The organism is Agriterribacter sp. (assembly GCF_035444585.1).
In the GTDB taxonomy this organism is placed as follows: Bacteria; Bacteroidota; Bacteroidia; order Chitinophagales; family Chitinophagaceae; genus Agriterribacter.
Genome location: NZ_DAOMOZ010000016.1, coordinates 18,073 through 38,664, shown reverse-complemented (window position 1 = coordinate 38,664; position 20,592 = coordinate 18,073). Strand labels below are relative to the sequence as shown.

The window sequence follows — 20,592 nt, the reverse complement described above, 5'->3', positions numbered from 1 at the left end:
ACGCTGGCGCGTACCGACCGTTTTGCGGCCGGCACCCGACGCGAGGAGGGTCAGCCCCGCAAACTTTAATAAAATAATTCAGAAGACTGACCATAGAATTTAGTGTATGCAAAACGATCTGACGCTGGCGCGTACCGACCGTTTTGCGGTTGGTACGCCGCGCCTGTTTCAAGTGGTATCCGTAAATCAATCACTTGTGAACCGCCGGAATTCGCGCCATATTAAAAATAAACACGGCACTAACCAAGTGAAGGTAAAACCTTTTCAATTTCAGCCCTTGATGGTTCATACTGTTTTGGCAATTTGAGATTTGTGCCCAGCTCATTCAACGGCTCATCTTTTGTAAACCCCGGATTATCTGTAGCCAGCTCAAATAATACGCCGCCCGGCTCCCGGAAATATAAAGAAAAGAAATAATCACGGTCAATTTTGGGCGTAATGCTCAGTCCCTTCGCAGCAATCTTTTCGCGATAATCCATTAAAATATCATCATCTTTCACCCTAAAAGCGATATGATGGTTGGTTCCTGCGGCATTATAACCGGAGGGCGATTGAGGAAGTTCTATAATATCCACGATTGCGGCGCTTTCTATAGCATCTGTTATAAAACGATACCGGTTTCCATCCTGTTTCAGCAGTTTGTAACCCAATACACCGGTTAATATTTCCGCCGTAGCGTTTACACTTTTTAAGGTTAACGTAACACTATGAAATCCTTTTATGGCGGCATCAGCTTTTACTTCCTCCGTTTCCCATGATTTTCTTATGTCTTCAGTATTGGAAACAATAAGATCAATATTCAAACCGTCAGGGTCCCGGAAAGAAAGATATTGCTCACCAAACCTTTCCGCGGGTTCACTATATTTTATATTGAATTTCTTAAAGCGGTCTGCCCAAAATGCAAAGCTGTTTTCCGGCACGGAATAACCGATATCGGTTGCCATACCCACACCCGTTCGCCCCGGTCCTATCCCTTCCCAGGGAAAAAAAGTGAGGATGGTGCCGGGTGTTCCCTTTTCATCGCCAAAATAAAAATGGTAGGTTCCGGGATCATCAAAGTTCACGGTTTTCTTAACCATTCTTAACCCAAGTACCTTAGTATAAAAATCATAGTTGCGTTTTGCATCAGCGGCAATGGCTGTGATATGATGCAAACCCAGTATTTTATTTTCCATGACGAGGCTTTAAACTGTTTATAATTCAGATGCCGGATCCGGTTTGACCGTTTAGTTCTATGCAGGGCCTTCACCACTTTCCAAATCCTGTGTTTCAGGTTTAAATTTTCCTTCCAGCTCATCCAATACAGACTTATCCCATAATTTGACACCCGAAAAGTAAGCGGCCCTGCAAATCATATGCCCCGAAACAGGTGCGGTAACAAACAGAAAAAAAATGACCGCCAGAGCCTTGGTGGTTGTTGCAAACTCGGCAAAATACAAGGCAACCGCCACTAAAAGCAAGCCGGCGCCCATGGTAGCCGCCTTAACGGTAACCGAAAGGCGTGTATAAAAATCAGGCATACGAACCAATCCTATCGCCGCCACCAAAATATGCAGGGCTCCCGTTGTACTTAAGATCATTACAATAATATCAATCATTTTTTTACTTTTTTAGTTAAGTAGTACGAGAATGCAACAGTTGAAAGAAATGCGATCAACGCCAGGATCATGGCATCATCTAAAAAAGAAAACTGCTGTGTAACAATGCAATAGGCGGCAATAGCGGCCACTCCTATAGTAATAGACAAATCCAATGCAACTACCCTGTCTACTATGTTTGGCCCTTTAAAAAAGCGGTAAACAACCAGCAACGCTGCAACGCCAAGTATCGGCATAATGACATACAAAAAATAGGTTTCCAGGCTCATCGCAATATTTCTAATAATTTTTTTTCCAGACCTTCTTTCGTTTTTCTGACAAAATCTTCCCTGCTTTCCAGATACATAACATGCACAAACATTACTTTCCGGTCTGTGCTTAAATCCACCACCAATGTTCCGGGCGTTAAAGAAATCATGTTGGAAAGCATCGTGATCTCAAAATCCGTTTTTGCATCCAACGGAAGCCCCACAATACCCGGCTTCATAAAATAATGCGGCGTAATTACATCGTAGGCCACCTGCAGGTTGGCTTTGATCATCTCAAAGAAATAAAAAAAGACAAACCCGATCATCTTAGGTACCCTCAGGAAATATCGTTTATCCTTTCCTGTTCGCTCCTTCATCCACAAAATAAAAAATGCCAGGGCAAAGCCAAATCCAATATTGGCCATCGTTAAAGAGCCCGTTAAGGCCACCCAAACGAAAGTTAATATAACATTTAAGAGAAGCTGTTTTATCATAAACATTTTATTTAGAAAGGATGTTTCCCAATACAGCATGAATATAGGGTTGCGTATCTATCATTTCGGCTGCAATTTTTTGTGAAACTTCCATAACATACTCAGCCCCAAATCCAATACATACACTTACAGCAGCCAAACCAGCCACGGGCAATACCAGCATAAACTTCTTTCCTTCAGGCAATGTTTCAAATTCATCATTTTTTTCAGCATCCCCCTTTGGTAAATTTTTCCAAAAAACTTCAAGCCATATCCGGGCAATAAGGAACAGGGTGATAAAACTCGCGAATATCAAAGTTAAGATAAGGATAAGGGAATTGCCGGTAAGGGCTGCCTGGAATAAGTTGATCTTGGGCCAAAATCCCGACAAAGGAGGAATACCTGCCAATGAAAACAAAACGATCGCAAATAAGATGGAAAGTCTTGGATAATCTTTATAAAAACCGCCTAACCTCCTTAAATCTGTACTTCCTCTCGCCTTGTAAATTATTCCGCTCACCAAAAATAAATTTGTTTTTACGATGATATCATGGATCAAATAAAATATGGCGCCCGCAATAGCTATTTGTGTAAACAAGCCCAAACCAACTATGAAATAACCAATATGACAAACAATCAAATAAGAAAACATCCTGCGCATACTGTTTTTACTAATTGCGCCCAAAGCACCTGTCAGCAAGGTCAGGGCGGCTACTGTTCCAAAAAGGTTCATCATAAAATTGTCGGGAACAAATATTAATGTAAATATCCTGAACATAGCATATATGCCCACTTTTGTAAGCAGCCCCCCGAATAAAGCCGCGATGGAGGATGGTGGCGTGTGATAAGAAGAGGGAAGCCAGAAATACAACGGGAATACGGCAGATTTAATGCCGAACCCTACAAAGAACAGCAGACCTGTTACATTCACCAGGCCGCGGTTTTCAATTTGCGCTACTTTTACGGCCAGGTCGGCCATATTTAAACTGCCCGTTATCCCATACAAAATCCCGATAGCCGTCAGGAAAATAACAGATGCCAGCATATTCATTGCTACATATTTTATAGCACCTTCCATTTGAGGTTTCCGACCACCAAGCGTCATCAGAACAAAAGAAGAAATGATAACAATTTCAAACCATACGTACAGATTAAAAATATCGCCGGTTAAAAACGCACCGTTCAATCCCATGATCAGGAAATGAAAGATGGCAAAATAACCATACCTTATCCTGTTGGTACTTACGGCAGCGGTTGAAAATAAAGAAACCGATAAGGCTACAATTGCTGTTAATAAAACCAGTACACTGCTGAAAGTATCGGACACAAACGTGATCCCGAACGGAGCCGGCCAATCTCCGGCCTGCATTGTTAAAATGCCCGCGTCGCGGGTTTTCAAAAACAATTGCAGGGCCAAAACCAGCCCCAAACTGCTCCCGGAAATACTAATGGCCCGCAGGATGTTTACTTTCTGCCAGAAAAAAATGGCGATGATGGCAGTAAACATATGCACTAAAACAGGAAGAATTATAAAATTATCAGTCATATATCTTTATCATGGGTATTCAGTGTATCCAGGTCATCTGATCCTGTTAATAAATAAACCCGTTTCAGTAAAATAATGGCAAAAGACTGCAATCCGAAACTGATGACAATAGCAGTTAAAATCAATGCCTGCGGAACAGGATCTGCATAAACATCTGTAAAAACAGATGCACCCACTTCAATAATAGGCGGCTTTCCTTTAGCAATATCACCCATTAAAAAAATCAAAAGGTTGGCTCCGTTTCCCAATAGGATCAACCCCAAAAGAAGGCGTACCAGGCTTCTCCTGAACATTAAATAAATGCCTGCAGCATATAATACTCCAATTAAAATAACAAGCAGTAATTCCATAAATTATACTTCTCCCGGTTCGATATCTGATTCTGAGATCGTAAATAAAATGGTTAACGTAACACCAATAACCACAAGAAAAACACCAATATCAAAAAACAATGCTGTTCCGATATGGCCAATACCCGGAATGGGTTCTTCCAACCACAATCCCTTCATAAAAGGCGCATCAAAAAAAGTGGGAATGGCGCCCATAAGAAAACACAGGAATAAACCTATCGGAATTAAAAACCCGGGGTTCATTCTAAAAATGTCTTTCGCCTTATCGAACCCATGCGCAAATGCATGCAAAACAAATGCAATAGAGGCTACCAGTCCGCCCACAAAACCGCCGCCGGATAATGAATGCCCCCTCAGTAAAATAAATACCGAAAACATCAGCAACAGCGGGAGCAAATAGCTGGCAGCCGTTTTTAAAATTATTGAATTCATGCAGTAATTGTTTTAATGACTTATTCCTTTTCAGGCGCTTTTACTTTTAATTTCAACAGACTATATACACCGAGTGCCGCAATAGATAATACAATTATTTCAACCATGGTATCAAAACCGCGAAAATCAACCAAAATCACGTTTACCACATTTCTGCCTTTTGCCAGCACATAAGCATTATCGCCGTAAAAATGACTCACTACCTTATCTGCAGGCTGATTAAAAGCCTGAAGCGCGATAATGGAAATAATCGCTCCAAAACTCAACGCAATCAAACCATCTCTCACCTGGGTCGTAAAATTCATATATTTCTTAAACTGGGGAAGTCTGAACAACACCAATACAAACAAAACAACGGTAAGTGTATCAATGGTAAACTGCGTCATTGCCAGGTCGGGGGCGCCATAAAACACAAATATCAAACACATACAATAACCTACAATCCCCATGCCTGCAATAGCTGTTAATCGGGAAGAAGTAAAAACCGTAATAAGAATTGCTGAAATAATAATGACAAAGGAAACAACTTCATAAAACCGGATGTCAGATAATTGATCGTAATTTACAGACAACGGAACTTCCGTAAACAGGCGATACCCTACCAAACCAATCAGGAATACAATAATGGTGATTAAATAATAACGCAAATATCCATTGTGTAAAAGCCTGGTATACCTGAAAGCAAATTTTTCTGCTGTACGGCTGATCCGCCCTGTTAAATACTCAGGCGATATCGATTCGAAACCTGCCAGCTTTTTCTGGCTGAACGGCTTGCCCCTTTTCAAAAAATAGAGTATAAACCCCAGGCTCAGCGTTAAAATGCTCAGCAGTATAACCAAACTAAAGCCATGCCATAATTTTAAAGGGATATCTACCACTGTGTTGTTAATGGATTGCGCCACCGCAGCAATCAAATTCCTATCTAAAAATGTAGGAAACACACCAAAAACAATAGCTGCAACTCCAAGCAGGATGCCCGGCACCCATAATAATACGGACACTTTCCTTAACCGGGAAAAATTTTGCGGGATCTCTCCCGAAAACGGTTTGACACCTGTCATCAACCCGGCAATCAATAAGCAGACATTACTTACAAAAGCAATACCCGTCAAAATCCAGGCTAAATTTCCTGCGGTGTCAAGGGTTGCTTCGTAAATAAGGTCCTTCCCGATAAATCCAAAAGTCAACGGCATGCCCGCACTGGAAATCGCTGCCAGTAAACCGCCTGCTGCTACCGGCTGCATCACTTTTCGCAACCCGCTTAATTTGTGTAAATCGCGGGTCCCGGTTTTATAATCAATTACCCCGGCTGTTAAAAATAATCCTGCTTTATAGAGCGCATGCACCAAAATAAATACGGAAACTGCCAGCAATGCCTTTTCTGATCCAATGCCTAAGAGAAAAAACATCATGCCCAAAGAAGCAATTGTTGAATACGCCAGGATCGCTTTTAAATCATTCCGGAATAAGGCATGAATGGCAGCGTACAACATGGTGAAAGCACCAATGATCATTAAAGAATTGTTCCAATAACTGTGGGTTCCCAGCACCGGTGTAAAACGTGCTAATAAATAAACGCCGGCTTTTACCATAGTTGCAGAATGCAAATAAGCAGAAACAGGCGTGGGTGCTTTCATTGCGTTGGGAAGCCAAAAATGAAAGGGGAACTGTGCTGATTTGGTAAAAGCCCCTAAAAACAAAAATACAATCAATAGCCCATACCAGCTACTCTCTTTCAACATCCCGGAAGAAAACACCATCTCCCGGATGCTGTAACTGCCGCTTAGATTTCCCAATAAAACAAAACCTGCCAATAAGAAAAATCCGCCCCCTGCCGTAATGGATAAAGACATGATCGCACTTTTCCTGGACCCCTCCTCTTCATTATTAAAACCAATCAGAAAAAAAGAACTGATGCTGGTGAGCTCCCAAAACACAAACACCAGCCATACATTGTCGGCCAGAACCAATCCCAGCATGGAAGCCATAAAAACCGATAAAAAAACAAAGAACCGGTCAACAAACGGATGATGCTTCATATAGGCGGCAGCATAAAAAAATACAAGGCTGCCTATTCCGGTGATCATCAACCCAAATAGTAAAGCCAGCCCATCTAACCGAAAATCGAGATTTATGCCCATTGACGGAACCCAGGCATAATGAAACATGACGGATTGACCGGAATTGATCAATGGAAGAAATGACAACAGGTATATAAAAATACCCAATGGAAGAAGCCCAATAAAAGGAAAATGGAGACTCTTTAAATATTTGCCGCAAAAAAACAACAACAGTGCTAAAAGAAATCCAGACAAAACGGCAATTAACATCAGGTAGCCAGTTTAAAAATTTGGAATGTTTTAATACAGAGCAGCTTTGCCCGCAATATACATTCTTTGCATCAGGATATTTACCCCACCCTGCGGTTTTTTCCCGTTAAATTTTAAAACGCCGCAAAATGATTCGCAGACTGCCCTGCCCTATTCTCATTGCCTTCGGCGGGGCTGCTGCGGCGCAATTGTTTTTTCAATGTCCGAAGCGCGCCTGCGTAACCGGCAAACTATTTTTTCACATTCACCTCAACCCACTGCGCATAAGCTTCCATGAATTTTATCAGAAATTCTCTGGTGGATCCATTGATGAGCTCCCCGGCGTCGTTGAACAGTCCGGATGCCTCTGCTATGTATGCTTCAGGCTGTGCCATAGCTGGTACGTTTACAAAAACCAGCGACTGACGCAAATGATGATTGGCGCCAAAACCACTGATGTTACCGATAGAAACACTCACTACTGCGCCGGGCTTTCCACTCCACGAATTTTGTCCGTAAGGGCGTGAACCTACATCAATGGCATTTTTCAATACCGCAGGCACCGAGCGATTATACTCCGGTGTAAGAAATAAAACGCCGTCAGCTGCAGCGATCTGCTTTCTGAGCTCCACCCATTCCTTTGGCGGAGTTGCTTCCAGGTCTTCATTGAAGAAAGGAAGTGATGCTATGTTTACCACTTCCAGCGATAAAGATCCAGGCGCAAGCGCTTTTAACGCTTTAGCCGTTTTAAGATTAAATGACGCTTTGCGCAGGCTTCCCACAAAAACAGCGATCTTAAATTTTTTCATCATTATTTATTGTTTAGTCTGTATGTTAGTAATAAGGCCTTGGGCCACGATCTGTTTTAGCTCATATTTAAGCAACTGTGCAACACCTTTTAAATCCATTACTTCCCTATGCTCCATAAAACACCGTTCTTCGAGTCGTATCTGCTTAATTTATTTTGTTCGTTCAACCCATTCAAAAATGTTTCCGCAGCTTCTGCTGGTTCACCGGTCAATACTGCAAATTCTTTTGTGGTAAGTGTGAGATAATGGCTGAAGATGTTTTCCCACGATGTATTTATGCTCCTTTTTACAGCGGCAGGATACAGTTTCAATAACGCCTGCTCGTATTGTTCATACGGCTTGGAGCCGTATACCAGGAACCGGTTATTGTTTTCATCAGTAAAAAATATGCTTGGAAAACCTCTTACGCCCAACTGCTTCGCCAATGCCAGATCTTCTTCAAACAATGCTTTTGCGTTGCCTTCAAAATCATTTTTAAACTTTACAATATCCAGCTCTGCCTCTATAGCAGCCTGCTCCAGGTGCTCCCATCTGGTGATGTTCTTCTTCTCCAGAAACACCATTTCTTTTATTCTCCTCAAAAAATGCAATGCCTTTTCCGTTCCCTGCAATTGTGCGGCTTTAAAAGCTACAGAAGGAGGGTATGAAGAATGTAAAGGATCTTCCAGCCACAGATCGCCGTCAATCGGCATCTCATAATAAGCGCTTGCTTCATCCCAGTGTTGTGCAACGCTGGTGGGGCCGTTCACATCTTTTCCCCCATAAGAATCCCATCCCTTCAACAGGCCACCCATCCTGTATTCTATATCAAAATAACCGCCATATTCCAGTTTCAGCTTCCGCAGTTGAGGTTCAATACCCCAGCAGGAGGAGCAGATCGGATCGGTAAAATAGAGGACGCGAACTTTATCCTGCTTAGCCGCAGTATTGATATCATTACCGGAGGTAACCGCTCCGGGTATTTCGCAAATTCCTGTTTCCGGATCGCACATCATGGGATTGATTTGTTCTTTATTCATTTCTATTGTGTTTTTTATTATTGAATCATTAAGCTGCATTCGTATCAGCGCACCTGCTCTATCCTGCTATTTGCTGAAAAGCTTCGCCGCATGTGCTGTATTGGCAAATTCGTCCAGCCTGGTAATAAGCCCGTTTTCTACCACGAAGGATTGCACCCAGTCCTGGCTTAAAAGCACACCATTCTTTTTGATCTTTTGTTTTTCATTACCCAGTACAACCACGCGGCTCCCGTTTTCAAAAAAATGATTGGTTTGAAAATCCTCTATATCCACATTGGATATGATGTTTCCGATAAATTTCACCACTTCATCTTTACCCGTATACGTTCCGCTATAAGGAATTTCATCTGTTCCGTGATAGACCCAAACAGTGTCATCCGACAATGTATTTTTCAGCGCTTCCATATTGCCTGTGCCGAAAGCGGCAAACATTGCTTTTACCGTTTCAGTTGGATTGATTGTTTTGTTTGTCATTTCGAATGTGTTTAATTGTTAAAATATGATTGTTATCCATTGTTATTTTGATACCGCAAAGCTACGCCAGGCCAATGTTTACAGCATTGCTTTCAGGCAAGAAAAAGCATTGACAAACGTCAATGCCTACTGTTGATAATAATCAATGGGAGTAGTAATCCGTATTGCTTTCGGGGAAGCACGGACTATTGATTGCGCCGTTTACCGGCAAACAGCAGGTGATCAATGGAATACCTGCCACTGCCCATAATGAACAACACCACATAGGTAAGTATATAATGTAATCCCATTTCCTGCTTCACGAAAGGGTCAGCAATATGCACATGAAATACCGCCACCAGCATAATGACGAGTGGTGGAATAACAGCGAGCCTTGTTCCAGCTCCAAGCATCACCAATACCGAGCAAATTATTTCACCGAAAATGGCCAGCCATAAACTGGCGGTGGCGCCCAGTCCTAAAAAATCCATGAACTGAACAGGGTCTTCAGACAGCTTTCCTATTTTAGGAATGCCGTGCGTGAACATCAGCAGGGCAATACCGATACGCATAATCAGTAAAGCAACATCTACACTTTTTGCACTACGGTGTGTGCTGAATAGCTTTATCATAATTCATTTTTTATTTTTCGTCTGATCGCTTTGAAGCGCTTAATGCTTTTCTTATTACAGGCGCTACTTTTGTACCAAACAATTCGATAGATTTCATGGTTTTTGCATGCGGCACATTGCCTACACTGGCCTGCGCCAGAAAGCGGGTATTGCCGAACTGTTCATGTTCATATAATATCTTATCAATTACCTCCTGCACACTGCCTACCATAAGCGCGCTTTCAGGTGACCGCGAATAGTCGAATTGCCGGCGGCTCAATGGCGGCCAGCCCCTGTCGCGTCCAACGCGGTTCATCATCGCGGCATAATAAGGATAAAATTCGTCTGCTGCTTTTTGTGAATCTTCTCCTATGTACACATGATTGTTGACTCCCATTTGCAGGTTGTTCATGTCCCTTCCTGCTTTTTTTGCCGTTTCGCGATACAGGTTCACGAAGGGGACAAACTGCTCCGGCTTTCCACCTATGATGGCCAACATCAGCGGCAGCCCGAGCGTAGCCGCTCTTACTGCAGATGCAGGCGTGCCGCCGGCTGCAAGCCAGATGGGAATGGACGGCTGGTACGGCCGTGGGTATACGCCCAGATCATCAAATGAAGACCGGTGCTTTCCCTGCCAGGAAAGTTTTTCACTTTTATTAAGCTTCAGCAGCAGGTCTAATTTCTCTGTAAAGAGCTCATCGTAGTCATTCAAATCGTAGCCGAACAAAGGAAAAGACTCAATGAATGAGCCTCTGCCGGCCATTATTTCCGCACGGCCGCCGGATAAAAGATCTACCGTAGCAAAATCCTGGAACACGCGAACCGGGTCATCTGAGCTCAACACTGTTACAGCGCTGGCGAGCTTTATATTTTTAGTAACCGCCGCTGCCGCGCCTAATATTACCGCGGGAGATGATACAGCATAATCGGGCCGGTGGTGCTCACCAACGCCAAACACATCCAGTTCCAACTGGTCGGCAAGCCGGATCTCTTCCACCAGGTCTTTGATCCGCTGATGCGCATTGATCCCCGGTCCCGGCAAGATTTCCGGGTGCATGTCGGCGAAAGTAATGAGTCCTAATTCCATTGTAGTGAATTGTGGATTGTGGTGAATTGTGAACGGTGAATGGTAAGTGGTGAATTGGGTTCTCACTTCTCACCTTCACTCCTTACCACTTACCCCTTACCACTTACTTCTTACCTCCTGCTTCTTACTCTCTTACCCTCTTACTCTCTTACCTCCTACTGTGCCAAATATCCGCCATCCACATTATAATAAGCGCCTGTAACAAAAGAAGCTTTATCCGAATTCAGCCACAATACCAGCTCTGCCACTTCTTCGGCTTTTCCTAACCTTCCTATAGGATGCAGCCCTACCAGCGCTTTCATTGTTTGTTCATCTAATGAGTCGAGCAGGGGGGTGCTGATATAACCCGGGCCAACGGCATTGATGCGGATTTTCTGATCTGCATATTCAAGGGCGGCAGATTCTGTTAAACCGATCACGCCATGCTTGGCTGCTACATAGGCAGCAGATCCTTTTGTACCCACTTTGCCGAGTATGGATGCCATATTCACGATGCTGCCACCGCCTGCGGCAAGTATTGCAGGAATCTGATGCCGCAACCCATAAAACACACCGGAAAGGTTAATGGCAATTGTTTTGTCCCACCCATCCACCGGGTATTCACCCACAGAACCGATAGGCCCGCCAATACCGGCATTGTTCACTGCAATATGGAGGGCGCCATATTTTGCAACGGTTTGTTCTACGAGCTTTTGGTTATCTTCTGCACTTGACGTATCTGCTTTAATAAAAAACGCTTCGCCGCCATTCTTTTTAATTTCTTCCACAACTGCATTACCATGCGCTTCATTGATATCCGACACTACTACCTTCGCGCCTTCTGCCGCATAGAGCTGAGATACAGCCTTACCAATGCCCGAGCCGCCACCGGTTACAATGGCTACTTTGTTTTGTAATGATTTCATAACATATGTTTTTAAAGTTGAGAAAATAATTTATTTACTTATGTAACAGAGTAACCACCGTCTACAGGCAAAATAATTCCTGTAACAAAAGAAGCCGCAGGCGATGATAAAAAGGCAACCACCTGTGCAATTTCAACCGGTTCTCCAAAACGATCGAAAGGAGTCCTGGCTAAGATCGGTCCACCTAAACTATCTTTTAAGGGAGCCAGTAAAGGCGTGTCAATCCAGCCCGGCGCTACAGCATTCACACGTATTCCTTCTTTGGCATAGGCTATCGCCAGTGATTTGGTGACCTGGTCAATAGCTCCCTTGCTCGCACTGTATCCCGGCCCGTCGGGATGTCCAAAAATTGCCAGCATAGAGGATACGTTCACAATACTGGCTATTTTTGATTTTGCCAAAAGCGGGCGGGCCAGCGTACTGATATGAAAAGCGGAGTTCAGGTTGATATCAATTGATTTCTTAAAGGATTTGATATCATGCTGGTTGGGCAGGTTAACTCCCGCCCCATTGAACAGGATATCCAATGATGTGAGACTTTTGAAAAAATTTTCTACAGCAGGTTCATCTGTCACGTCCATTTCAACTGCTTCAATATTTAACCCGGATGGAATTTCCAGCAGGTTTGATTTCAGTCCCAACGCATAAACCTTTGCGCCCAGTTCCGCTAAATATACAGATGTGGCTGCTCCAATTCCTGAAGTTCCCCCGGTTACAACCGCAGTCGCACCTTTAAACAGATCCTTACTAAAAGTTGTTTGTTTCATAATAATGCTTTTAAAGTGAAAAATAATCTTATGCTATTCTTTGTCTTCTTTTATCGCCCGCAGTCCTTTTGCCCAGCGCACCAACTGCTTCAACATATTGTCTGCCGCCTTATGCGCCGACTCGCCGCCCTCAAATTCATTCTGGTCGTTGATGTTTTTCTGAAAGAAGGGGAAGTTCACCGACTCCGTTAAGGGAACCATCCTAAAGGTAGACAGATCGGCTTTTAACGCATTGGTTGCCCTGGTTCCTGCTGAAAGTCCGCCGTAGCTGACAATGGCCGCGGGCTTATAACCCCATTCCTGAGAAAGATATTCCAACGCATTCCTTAATGGAGCAGGATAATTGTAATCGTATTCGGCGGTTACGAAAATAAACGCATCCGCCTCATCTATCTTTGTGCTCCACCATTTGGTATGCTCGTGCTGGTATTTTTTTAATAAAGGGTGATTGGGCTCATTCATCATGGGCAGGTTGATCTCCCCGAGATCTAAAACTTCCACATCAAAATTTCCATTTTGCCTGGCTATATCTTCTATCCATTTTGCTACCAGCGGGCCTTTCCTGCCCGGACGAACGGTTGATGAAATTATTTTGAGGTTGTACATTTTGCTTTTGTTTTGCTTATTGTTCGTTTGTTGTTCATTAGCCTATCTTAACCGAAGTCATTGTTAGCGATCCTGCCACTGCCTTATCATTAAAAAATGCAACTTCATCTTTGTCTTTCTTCAATCCCAAAGTATACAACAGGGGCAAATAATGTTCCGGGGTGGGAATAGCCAGTTGCCCTTCCTTACCAAATCCTTCATAATTGATCAGGGGTCTGTGATCGCCATCGCTGATCAGTTGTTTAAAAGTATCATTCATCTTCAGCGCCCAGTCGTACCCATAGCCCGGCTCATCCATTTTATCCCATGCCACCATCCTCAGGTTGTGAACCATGTTACCGCTCCCTATGATCAGTACGCCTTTCTTTCTTAACGCCTGCAATTCCTTAGCCAGCTCGTAGTGATATTGCGGTCCTTTTGTATAATCTATGCTCAACTGCAATACGGGGATATGCGCTTCGGGGTACATATGCCTCACTACCGTCCATGCACCGTGATCAAGCCCCCAGTCGTGCGACAATTCCACAGGCGAAGAATGAATAAGGGCAGCCGTTTCTTCGGCCAGCTGGGCATTACCAGGTGCAGGATACTGCACATCAAACAAAGCCTGCGGAAATCCGCCGAAATCATGAATGGTCGGGGGAAAGTCCATTGCCGTTATACGCGTTCCCTTACTGAACCAGTGTGCAGACACTACCAGTACCGCTGCCGGTGTTGGAATCTCTTTGGCCATTTGTGTCCATCGTCTGCTGAATTCATTGTCTTCAATCCCGTTCATAGGCGAACCATGACCGATGAACAGAACAGGCATAACCTGTTCCTGTTCTTTCAGTTCACTGGTAAACCTGTTGAATGCCGATAAACCTGTCATTGCTGCTGCTCCTGTAATTATAGTATGAATAAATTTTTTACGCTCCATTGCGTGTGCTTATTGTTTTATGAATTCTCCATCGGCCCTGATCTGAACCTCATCACTGATCATGGGTGCAGGAAATTTCGGGCCAATATTAAAATCAGAACGTTTTAACACGCCTGTTAACTGGAACCCGGAAGTAAGGGCTTTCGACTGTGGGTTCTCTATTGTTCCCCTGTACCACAGCTCCATCGTAACCGGCTTTGTAACACCATATAGCGTAAGATCACCGGTGATCCGGTATTTGTTTTGTGCGGATTTTTTTATTGATGTGCTTTTAAAAGTCATCTTAGGATATTTTTCCACGTCAAAAAAGTCGGCGCTTCTCAGGTGATCATCGCGCATCTGTACCTCCGTATTTATAGAAGCCACATCTACTGATAGTTCAAAAACGGCATCGCTGAAGTCGGGCCGGTTAGCAACGGCTGTAACGTCAAAAGTTTTAAACAATCCCGCTATATCAGAGATCCCGAGATGGGTAACGGTAAAGGTCAGCTTGGAATGCATCGGGTCGGCCTTCCACGCCGTTTGTGCAAATAATGCAGTGCTTAAGAAAGTGACTGCGAGAATAGAAAATAATTTTTTCATAACTTGATTTTTTGTTGTTTGTTTATTGAATGCTTATTGTTGTTTGATTGCATGATTTGCCCCGGAAAACAAAACCTCTTCTATGCTTTTGGCAATGGTTTATTCTCCGTTTCAAATGCCTGCCAGCTTTGCTGTAAAGCCTGTAAAAAAGTGTCGGGCGACTGAGCGCCGGAAACAGCGTACTTATCATTGAACACAAAGAACGGTACACCTCTTACCCCAATGGCATGCGCCTGTCTTTCATCTTCCTCTACCTCTTTTGCAAAGGCGCCGGAAGCCAGCATATCCTTTACTTCTTCCTTATTGAGACCAACAGCAATTGCGGTATTTATAAGTGTTTCCTCATCATCAATATTTTTACCTTCCGTAAAATGCGCTTTGAACAACTGTTCTTCCGCTTCATTGCCTAAACCCTTCGTTTTGGCCAACTGGATCAGCCTGTGCGCATTGAACGAATTGGCAACCACCGCTTTTTCAAAATTAAAATCCAGCCCTGCTTCCTTGGCAACCCTGGTTACATGATCGTGCATCTCTCCGGCATCTTTCTTTGAAATGCCTTTGATCGCAGCGATATGGTCAACCGCACTTATACCGGGCTTCGTTTCAAGGTTCGGATCCAGCTGAAAGCTGCGCCATATTACCTCTACCTTATCTTTTTCGGCAAAGGCGTCCAGTGCTTTTTCAAATTTCTTTTTACCGATATAGCAAAACGGGCAACGTATGTCCGACCATATATTTATTTTCATGTTCATGTTTTAAATTGTTCCGGGTATAATCCTGTTTCTGAAAGTCTGGAATACACCCACCATTTTTTGTATAAGCTTATCCTTTTTTAAGCAACTCCGTTATTTCTTTCCAGGTTCGTATCCTTTTACAAAAACGGGCTCACCATTTATCTTTCCTTCTATCGCTTCCCAATAAGCCGTTGCGGTCTTTTGGGCATCCGGCCACGGTGAAGGATCCATTCCAATTTTTGACGCAGTTTCGGCAACCCACGCAGGATGAACAACAGCAACGCGTCGGTCTTCGGTCAGTTCAAGCGCCACTGCCCTTGCAAAACCTTCCAGACCGGCATTCACCATCGCGATCAGGGAGGTTTGCGGTATGGGAGTATAAGCAAGGATGCCGCCGGTAATAACAACAACGCCACCGGGGCGTAAATGACGGACTCCCTTGCGGACTACATTTACCTGTCCTAAAAGCTTGCTGTTTACACTCAACTGAATATCATTATCGGTTACCTTGTTCAGAGCGGTAAATGCAGCATCGCCCGCCGCGCTAACAATGACATCTACTGCTCCAAGTTTGGCAAAAAACGCATCCATACCTGAATTATCTGTTATATCCAATGCCGGGTCGCCTGACCGGGAAACTTCAATAACTTCCGCTCCTTTTTCTTTTAAAAGCTGTGTTACAGCTTTTCCAATCGTACCTTTAGAACCAATTACTAATGCTTTCATTTTTATACATTTTAAATATTTTCACCAATAAACGGGTCACTGCTTTTTGGGTGATCAGTAGGCAACGGTAAAGCGTTGACGGATATGCTTTGGATCTTCCGCCTCGTCAACAATGGCTACCGCAAGATCATCCACCGATATAGTGCTTTTATTGTTACTGTCAAATACAGGGTTATCCAATCCTGTTCTGTATACACCGGTTCTTTTCCTGGGCAGGCCCTGGTGCATTTCCAAAGCGGGACTTAAAAAAGTCCACTCCAGTTGCTCTTCTTTCTGCAGCAGGCTCAGATAATCCCGTGCCGCCAAAGCCCCGGGCTTCCAGTCGGCAGGAAACTCAGGCGTATCAACCACCTGCACGCCGGGGGCAATGAACAGGCTTCCTGCTCCGCCCACAACGATCAGCCGCTTTACGCCCGACCGCTTTGTGGCTTCCTGAACAGACTGCGATCCTTTCAAAAATGCATTGTACAGGTCGGGGTTAGTCCAGCCCGCATTGTATGCGCTTATAACAACATCGCTCCCCCTGAGCTGCTCTGCCAGGGCAGCGGTATCCGTCACATCGCCGCGCACCACCGAAAGCTGATCATGTTGTATGCTCAGTTTTCCGGGATCCCGTACAATGGCAATTACCTTATGTCCCCTGCTCAGCGCCTCTTTTAAAACTGCGGAACCTACAAATCCTGTTGCTCCTATCAATGTTAGTTTCATTTTCATTTGTGTTTGTTTATTTTATTGATGTAATATTTTCCAGCCTGCCAGCCAGTTGTAATTGTATTTTATACCCAGGCGGATAAGCAACAACTGCATATTTTCCAGTATCCTGCTCACCGACAGATCGCCTGCTACAATTGGATTGAATCCTGCGGTCTGCACCAGTTCCTTCACCGTTTCCAGCGCATCGTCGTCATTGCCCGCAATAAACGCATCAACCTGTTTTCCATCAATTACCGGCTGTGCAAAATCGGCCGCGAATGTGGTGTTGAATGCTTTAATCACTTTAGAATGGGGCAATAGTTTCTGCAACTCTTCCGCTGCACTTGTATCCGGCGGGGTAACCAGTCCGTCGAATGAATCATTCAAAGGATTGGCGATGCTCACAACGATCTTCTGGTTTGCCACCTCTCTTATTTTACCGGCTATTTCTTTTTCTGCGGCAAAAGGAGCGGCAACGATAATAACATCCGCCTCCCAGCTTGCCGTATAGCTGCAATTAATGGATTCTACATCTGCGCCGGGATGCGCATTGATGATCTCTTTTTCAAGATTTTTTAATTTGCCTTTATCATCGGTAAACAACAATAAGCGGTAATTGCCTTTGGAAAGGCTTTTCGAAATGGCAGCGCCCATACTACCCGATGCTCCGATGACGGCTATGGTTTGTTTTGTTCGCATATCATAATAAATTTGATACTGCAAAACTACGGCAGGCGCAAGCCTCCCTCCATTGCTTTCGGATAAGAAAGACCGTTGACAATGATCAAGACAGCGCCTTGACAAAAATCAATATCATTTGTCTTTTATTTTCCTGCGAACCCGGCTCAGGGTTTCGGGAGTGAGCCCCATGTAAGAAGCGATCATGCGCTGCGGAACGCGTTGTATAAGATTAGGGTAGAGTTTGGTTAAATTGATATATCGCTCCTCAAGAGACAGGCTCAACATAGAAGTGAGCCTTTTTTGCATGGCCAGGTAAGCGCCTGTTACCTGTAAGCGGGTGTATATCTCATATTCGGGCACCTGCTTCAGGATCTCATCCTGCGCCGCCTTGCTGATCAGCACCAGCTCCGAATCTTCCAGCGCATCAACATTGTAAGTAGCCGGCTCCCCTGTTAAAAAGCTGTACAGATCAGAGATCGTCCAGCCCTCAAAAGCAAACTGGATGATATGCTCCGTTCCCCTGTCGTCGACCGAATAGGCCCGCAACGATCCTTTTTCAACAAAAGCAGCATGCTTTGCTACATCGCCTTCCTGCAGGAGGTATTGATTTTTACGGATTTTTTTGGGGATGAGATATTGCTTTATAATATCCTGCTGCCCTGGCGTAAGCGTTATTCTTTCGGCTATCTTTTTGAAGAACAGTTCATACATAGTTATTGCTCCTGGTTGAATTGCAATATTTTTTTCCTGTCGCCCACAATCCATATAATATCCCCCCATTCAAAAACGGTGGAGGAATCGGGATTCAATATCCTTTCTTTTTCACGCTGTATGCCCACAACAAGGCCGTTTGTACGTTCCCGCAATCCCGAATTGCGGATGTTTGAGCCCTTCAGCTTCGTATGTTCGTCAACCAGTATTTTTTGAAGCGAAATATCATTCACATCCGCCTCATCAGGTATTACGCTTTCTGTTGCATCAAATACAGGTTTAAAAACCTGGATCTGATCGTCGGTAGCAATAATGCCCACCTGGTCAAAAGGCAAAAGCCTGTTGTGCCGTCCGGGAACATGTATCAGCTTATCGCCCCGTTTAATGTAAACAATATTGACCCCGTAACGTTCGCGCCAGGCCAGCTCAAGCAATGTTTTCCCTACGTATTCGGCGTGAGGGTTTACTTCCATTTCTATTATGTGCGCATCCCAGGGCACAAGGTCCGATTGAAAGTCAACATTCCTGCGTAAAATATTGGCTTCGTTAGAACCTCCGTTTGCAGCTGCCGTTTCTCTTGCATTGAAATTGGTAATGAACCGGCTCTCTATGCGCTGGTAAAATTTCTGAATGCGCTTAGAGAAGATAATCAGTACCAGTATGGTTACGGGTATAGCCACCAGAAGGGCTACCTGCGTGGATGCCAGCCTGTTTATCCAAAACCCGATAACCAGAACACCCAGGATATTCCTTGCTATTTCAACGATCAGCAGCGGACCGCGGTTGTACTTTTTGTCTATCCAAAGCTCTTTGTAGGCCTGGTTATTGGGGCGCTTTGCCATAAGTGCCCACATAAAAGGAGCGGCGGTGCCCAGCGATATAACCAGAACGATGATGATCCTTAAGGTTTCACCTTCCACTCTTTCACGAATAAAAGGAAGAAGAAAATTTGACGAAACCAATATAAGTGCCAGCAAAACAATACCATTGATGAGCGCGATCCTGCCATAACTTTTCAATACGATCTTCCAGTCGCTTTCGGCCTGTATATTTTGTGTGCTGGAAGAATACCTGTTTAACCTGTTCACCCATTTGCCGGGGAGCAATTTCGCAACCGAGGTATAAAAAGGCTCCGAAAACTTAATGAGGTAGGGCGTTGTGAATGTGGTCATAGCAGAGGCACCAACCGCCACCGGGAAAAGAAAATCGGAGATAACACCCAACGACAGGCCCAGCGTAGCCACAATGAATGCAAACTCTCCTATCTGCGCCATACTCATACCTACCTGTACAGATTGTTTAAGCGGCTGGCCTGAAAGAAGCGCCCCAAGCGTAGTGCTGAACAATTTCCCAAACAGTGTGAGCAGGGTTACGCAAAATATCGGCCATGCATACTCCACCATAGCTTTAGGGTCAATCATCATGCCCACCGACACAAAAAATACAGACCCGAACAGATCTTTTACCGGTTTGATAAGATGTTCTACTTTTTCGGCAAAAGTGGTTTCCGCTATGATAGACCCCATAACAAACGCACCCAGTTCGGCCGAAAAACCAACCTGGGTCGCCAATACCACCATCCCCAGGCATAAGCCGATAGCAAGGATGAGCAGCGTTTCCTCATCCATTAACTTCTTTGCTCTTTTTAGGAAAGTAGGCAAAAGAAATATCCCTGTAATAAACCACAGGGCCAGAAAGAACAAAAGCTTTAAAATGGTCAGCAATATCTCGGCTCCTTCAAACTGCTGGGTAACGGCCACTGTTGAAAGCAACACCATCAACAATATAACAACAATGTCTTCTACCACCAGCACGCCAAATACAATACGGGCAAACTGCTTTGTTTTTATACCCAGCTCATCAAAAGCTTTGATGATAATGGTGGTGGAGGAGCTTGCCAGCATACCGCCCAAAAAAAGACTGTCCATGGTAGACCAGCCGAGTATTTTACCCAAAAAATAACCGGCAATTGTAATAAACATTATCTCAACGAAAGCAGTTATGGAGGCCGACCCGCCTACACGCATTAATTTCTTAAAGCTAAACTCCAGTCCCAGGCTGAACAGCAGGAAGATAACGCCGATCTCTGCGAGGGTTTTTACGTTTTCGTTATCTACAACTGTTGGTATAAGATGAAAGTGCGGACCCACCAGGAAGCCGGCAATAATATAGCCCAGCACCAGCGGTTGCTTAATTCTTTTGAACAGTAAGGTTACAATGGCCCCGGCCATTAAAATAAGCGCTAAATCCTCAATCAGTTTTGGTAAATGCCCCATCAATAATTATTTACAAGCTTTTGTGAATTTTTTAATGTACGCAAAAATATTTAAAAA

The 20,592-nt window shown here is 44.1% G+C and carries 24 protein-coding genes; all 24 read right to left on the bottom strand.

Annotation, left to right across the window (positions count from 1 at the left end):
• Window positions 1–239: 239 nt before the first annotated feature.
• The 24 genes from PLH26_RS03210 to PLH26_RS03095 all read right to left on the bottom strand — a co-directional run bounded on the left by PLH26_RS03210 (window position 240) and on the right by PLH26_RS03095 (window position 20,535).
• On the bottom strand, window positions 240–1,175 hold the full coding sequence (locus PLH26_RS03210) for a ring-cleaving dioxygenase (protein ID WP_324584542.1): 936 nt from the start codon (window positions 1,173–1,175) through the stop codon (window positions 240–242).
• Between the two features lie 57 nt (window positions 1,176–1,232).
• Window positions 1,233–1,598, bottom strand: a complete 366-nt coding sequence (gene mnhG, locus PLH26_RS03205) for a monovalent cation/H(+) antiporter subunit G (RefSeq protein ID WP_324584541.1) — start codon at window positions 1,596–1,598, stop codon at window positions 1,233–1,235.
• The gene (locus PLH26_RS03200) at window positions 1,595–1,867 is read right to left on the bottom strand and encodes a monovalent cation/H+ antiporter complex subunit F (RefSeq protein ID WP_324584540.1); all 273 of its coding nucleotides are present in this window, start codon (window positions 1,865–1,867) and stop codon (window positions 1,595–1,597) included. The genes mnhG and PLH26_RS03200 overlap by 4 nt, the downstream gene beginning before the upstream one ends.
• Window positions 1,864–2,340, bottom strand: a complete 477-nt coding sequence (locus PLH26_RS03195) for a Na+/H+ antiporter subunit E (protein ID WP_324584539.1) — start codon at window positions 2,338–2,340, stop codon at window positions 1,864–1,866. The genes PLH26_RS03200 and PLH26_RS03195 overlap by 4 nt, the downstream gene beginning before the upstream one ends.
• A 7-nt stretch (window positions 2,341–2,347) precedes the next feature.
• The gene (locus tag PLH26_RS03190) at window positions 2,348–3,865 is read right to left on the bottom strand and encodes a proton-conducting transporter transmembrane domain-containing protein (RefSeq protein WP_324584538.1); all 1,518 of its coding nucleotides are present in this window, start codon (window positions 3,863–3,865) and stop codon (window positions 2,348–2,350) included.
• On the bottom strand, window positions 3,862–4,215 hold the full coding sequence (locus PLH26_RS03185) for a Na+/H+ antiporter subunit C (RefSeq protein ID WP_324584537.1): 354 nt from the start codon (window positions 4,213–4,215) through the stop codon (window positions 3,862–3,864). The genes PLH26_RS03190 and PLH26_RS03185 overlap by 4 nt, the downstream gene beginning before the upstream one ends.
• A 3-nt stretch (window positions 4,216–4,218) precedes the next feature.
• Window positions 4,219–4,647: a Na+/H+ antiporter subunit B gene (locus PLH26_RS03180; RefSeq protein ID WP_324584536.1), complete on the bottom strand. Its 429-nt coding sequence runs from the start codon at window positions 4,645–4,647 to the stop codon at window positions 4,219–4,221.
• A 20-nt stretch (window positions 4,648–4,667) separates the two neighbouring features.
• On the bottom strand, window positions 4,668–6,977 hold the full coding sequence (gene mbhE / locus PLH26_RS03175) for a hydrogen gas-evolving membrane-bound hydrogenase subunit E (RefSeq protein WP_324584535.1): 2,310 nt from the start codon (window positions 6,975–6,977) through the stop codon (window positions 4,668–4,670).
• Between the two features lie 230 nt (window positions 6,978–7,207).
• Entirely contained in the window at window positions 7,208–7,768 is a 561-nt protein-coding gene (locus PLH26_RS03170; RefSeq protein WP_324584534.1) for an NADPH-dependent FMN reductase, read from the bottom strand.
• Window positions 7,769–7,863: 95 nt separating this feature from the next.
• Window positions 7,864–8,784 carry a ClpXP adapter SpxH family protein gene (locus PLH26_RS03165; RefSeq protein ID WP_324584533.1) on the bottom strand — a complete coding sequence of 307 codons (921 nt, stop codon included), beginning with the start codon at window positions 8,782–8,784 and terminating at the stop codon, window positions 7,864–7,866.
• Between the two features lie 66 nt (window positions 8,785–8,850).
• Entirely contained in the window at window positions 8,851–9,258 is a 408-nt protein-coding gene (locus PLH26_RS03160; RefSeq protein ID WP_324584532.1) for a nuclear transport factor 2 family protein, read from the bottom strand.
• 185 nt (window positions 9,259–9,443) lie between these two features.
• Window positions 9,444–9,869 carry a DoxX family protein gene (locus PLH26_RS03155; protein ID WP_324584531.1) on the bottom strand — a complete coding sequence of 142 codons (426 nt, stop codon included), beginning with the start codon at window positions 9,867–9,869 and terminating at the stop codon, window positions 9,444–9,446.
• A gap of 10 nt (window positions 9,870–9,879) precedes the next feature.
• Window positions 9,880–10,935 carry an LLM class flavin-dependent oxidoreductase gene (locus tag PLH26_RS03150; protein WP_324584530.1) on the bottom strand — a complete coding sequence of 352 codons (1,056 nt, stop codon included), beginning with the start codon at window positions 10,933–10,935 and terminating at the stop codon, window positions 9,880–9,882.
• Window positions 10,936–11,090: 155 nt separating this feature from the next.
• Complete coding sequence (locus PLH26_RS03145; protein ID WP_324584529.1) at window positions 11,091–11,840, bottom strand: SDR family NAD(P)-dependent oxidoreductase; 750 nt, start codon at window positions 11,838–11,840, stop codon at window positions 11,091–11,093.
• A 38-nt stretch (window positions 11,841–11,878) separates the two neighbouring features.
• Window positions 11,879–12,607, bottom strand: a complete 729-nt coding sequence (locus tag PLH26_RS03140; protein ID WP_324584528.1) for an SDR family NAD(P)-dependent oxidoreductase — start codon at window positions 12,605–12,607, stop codon at window positions 11,879–11,881.
• A gap of 33 nt (window positions 12,608–12,640) precedes the next feature.
• Complete coding sequence (locus PLH26_RS03135) at window positions 12,641–13,213, bottom strand: NADPH-dependent FMN reductase (RefSeq protein ID WP_324584527.1); 573 nt, start codon at window positions 13,211–13,213, stop codon at window positions 12,641–12,643.
• A gap of 37 nt (window positions 13,214–13,250) precedes the next feature.
• Entirely contained in the window at window positions 13,251–14,132 is an 882-nt protein-coding gene (ygiD, locus tag PLH26_RS03130) for a 4,5-DOPA-extradiol-dioxygenase (RefSeq protein ID WP_324584526.1), read from the bottom strand.
• A 9-nt stretch (window positions 14,133–14,141) separates the two neighbouring features.
• On the bottom strand, window positions 14,142–14,714 hold the full coding sequence (locus PLH26_RS03125; protein ID WP_324584525.1) for a YceI family protein: 573 nt from the start codon (window positions 14,712–14,714) through the stop codon (window positions 14,142–14,144).
• 80 nt (window positions 14,715–14,794) lie between these two features.
• Complete coding sequence (locus tag PLH26_RS03120) at window positions 14,795–15,460, bottom strand: DsbA family oxidoreductase (protein WP_324584524.1); 666 nt, start codon at window positions 15,458–15,460, stop codon at window positions 14,795–14,797.
• Window positions 15,461–15,559: 99 nt separating this feature from the next.
• Window positions 15,560–16,174, bottom strand: coding sequence for a short chain dehydrogenase (locus PLH26_RS03115; protein ID WP_324584523.1), 615 nt, complete (start codon window positions 16,172–16,174; stop codon window positions 15,560–15,562).
• 54 nt (window positions 16,175–16,228) lie between these two features.
• The gene (locus PLH26_RS03110) at window positions 16,229–16,888 is read right to left on the bottom strand and encodes an NAD(P)-dependent oxidoreductase (RefSeq protein WP_324584522.1); all 660 of its coding nucleotides are present in this window, start codon (window positions 16,886–16,888) and stop codon (window positions 16,229–16,231) included.
• Between the two features lie 15 nt (window positions 16,889–16,903).
• Entirely contained in the window at window positions 16,904–17,566 is a 663-nt protein-coding gene (locus PLH26_RS03105) for an NADPH-dependent F420 reductase (RefSeq protein WP_324584521.1), read from the bottom strand.
• Window positions 17,567–17,680: 114 nt separating this feature from the next.
• Window positions 17,681–18,259, bottom strand: a complete 579-nt coding sequence (locus tag PLH26_RS03100) for a Crp/Fnr family transcriptional regulator (protein ID WP_324584520.1) — start codon at window positions 18,257–18,259, stop codon at window positions 17,681–17,683.
• Window positions 18,260–18,261: 2 nt separating this feature from the next.
• Entirely contained in the window at window positions 18,262–20,535 is a 2,274-nt protein-coding gene (locus PLH26_RS03095) for a monovalent cation:proton antiporter family protein (RefSeq protein WP_324584519.1), read from the bottom strand.
• Between the last annotated feature and the right edge of the window lie 57 nt (window positions 20,536–20,592).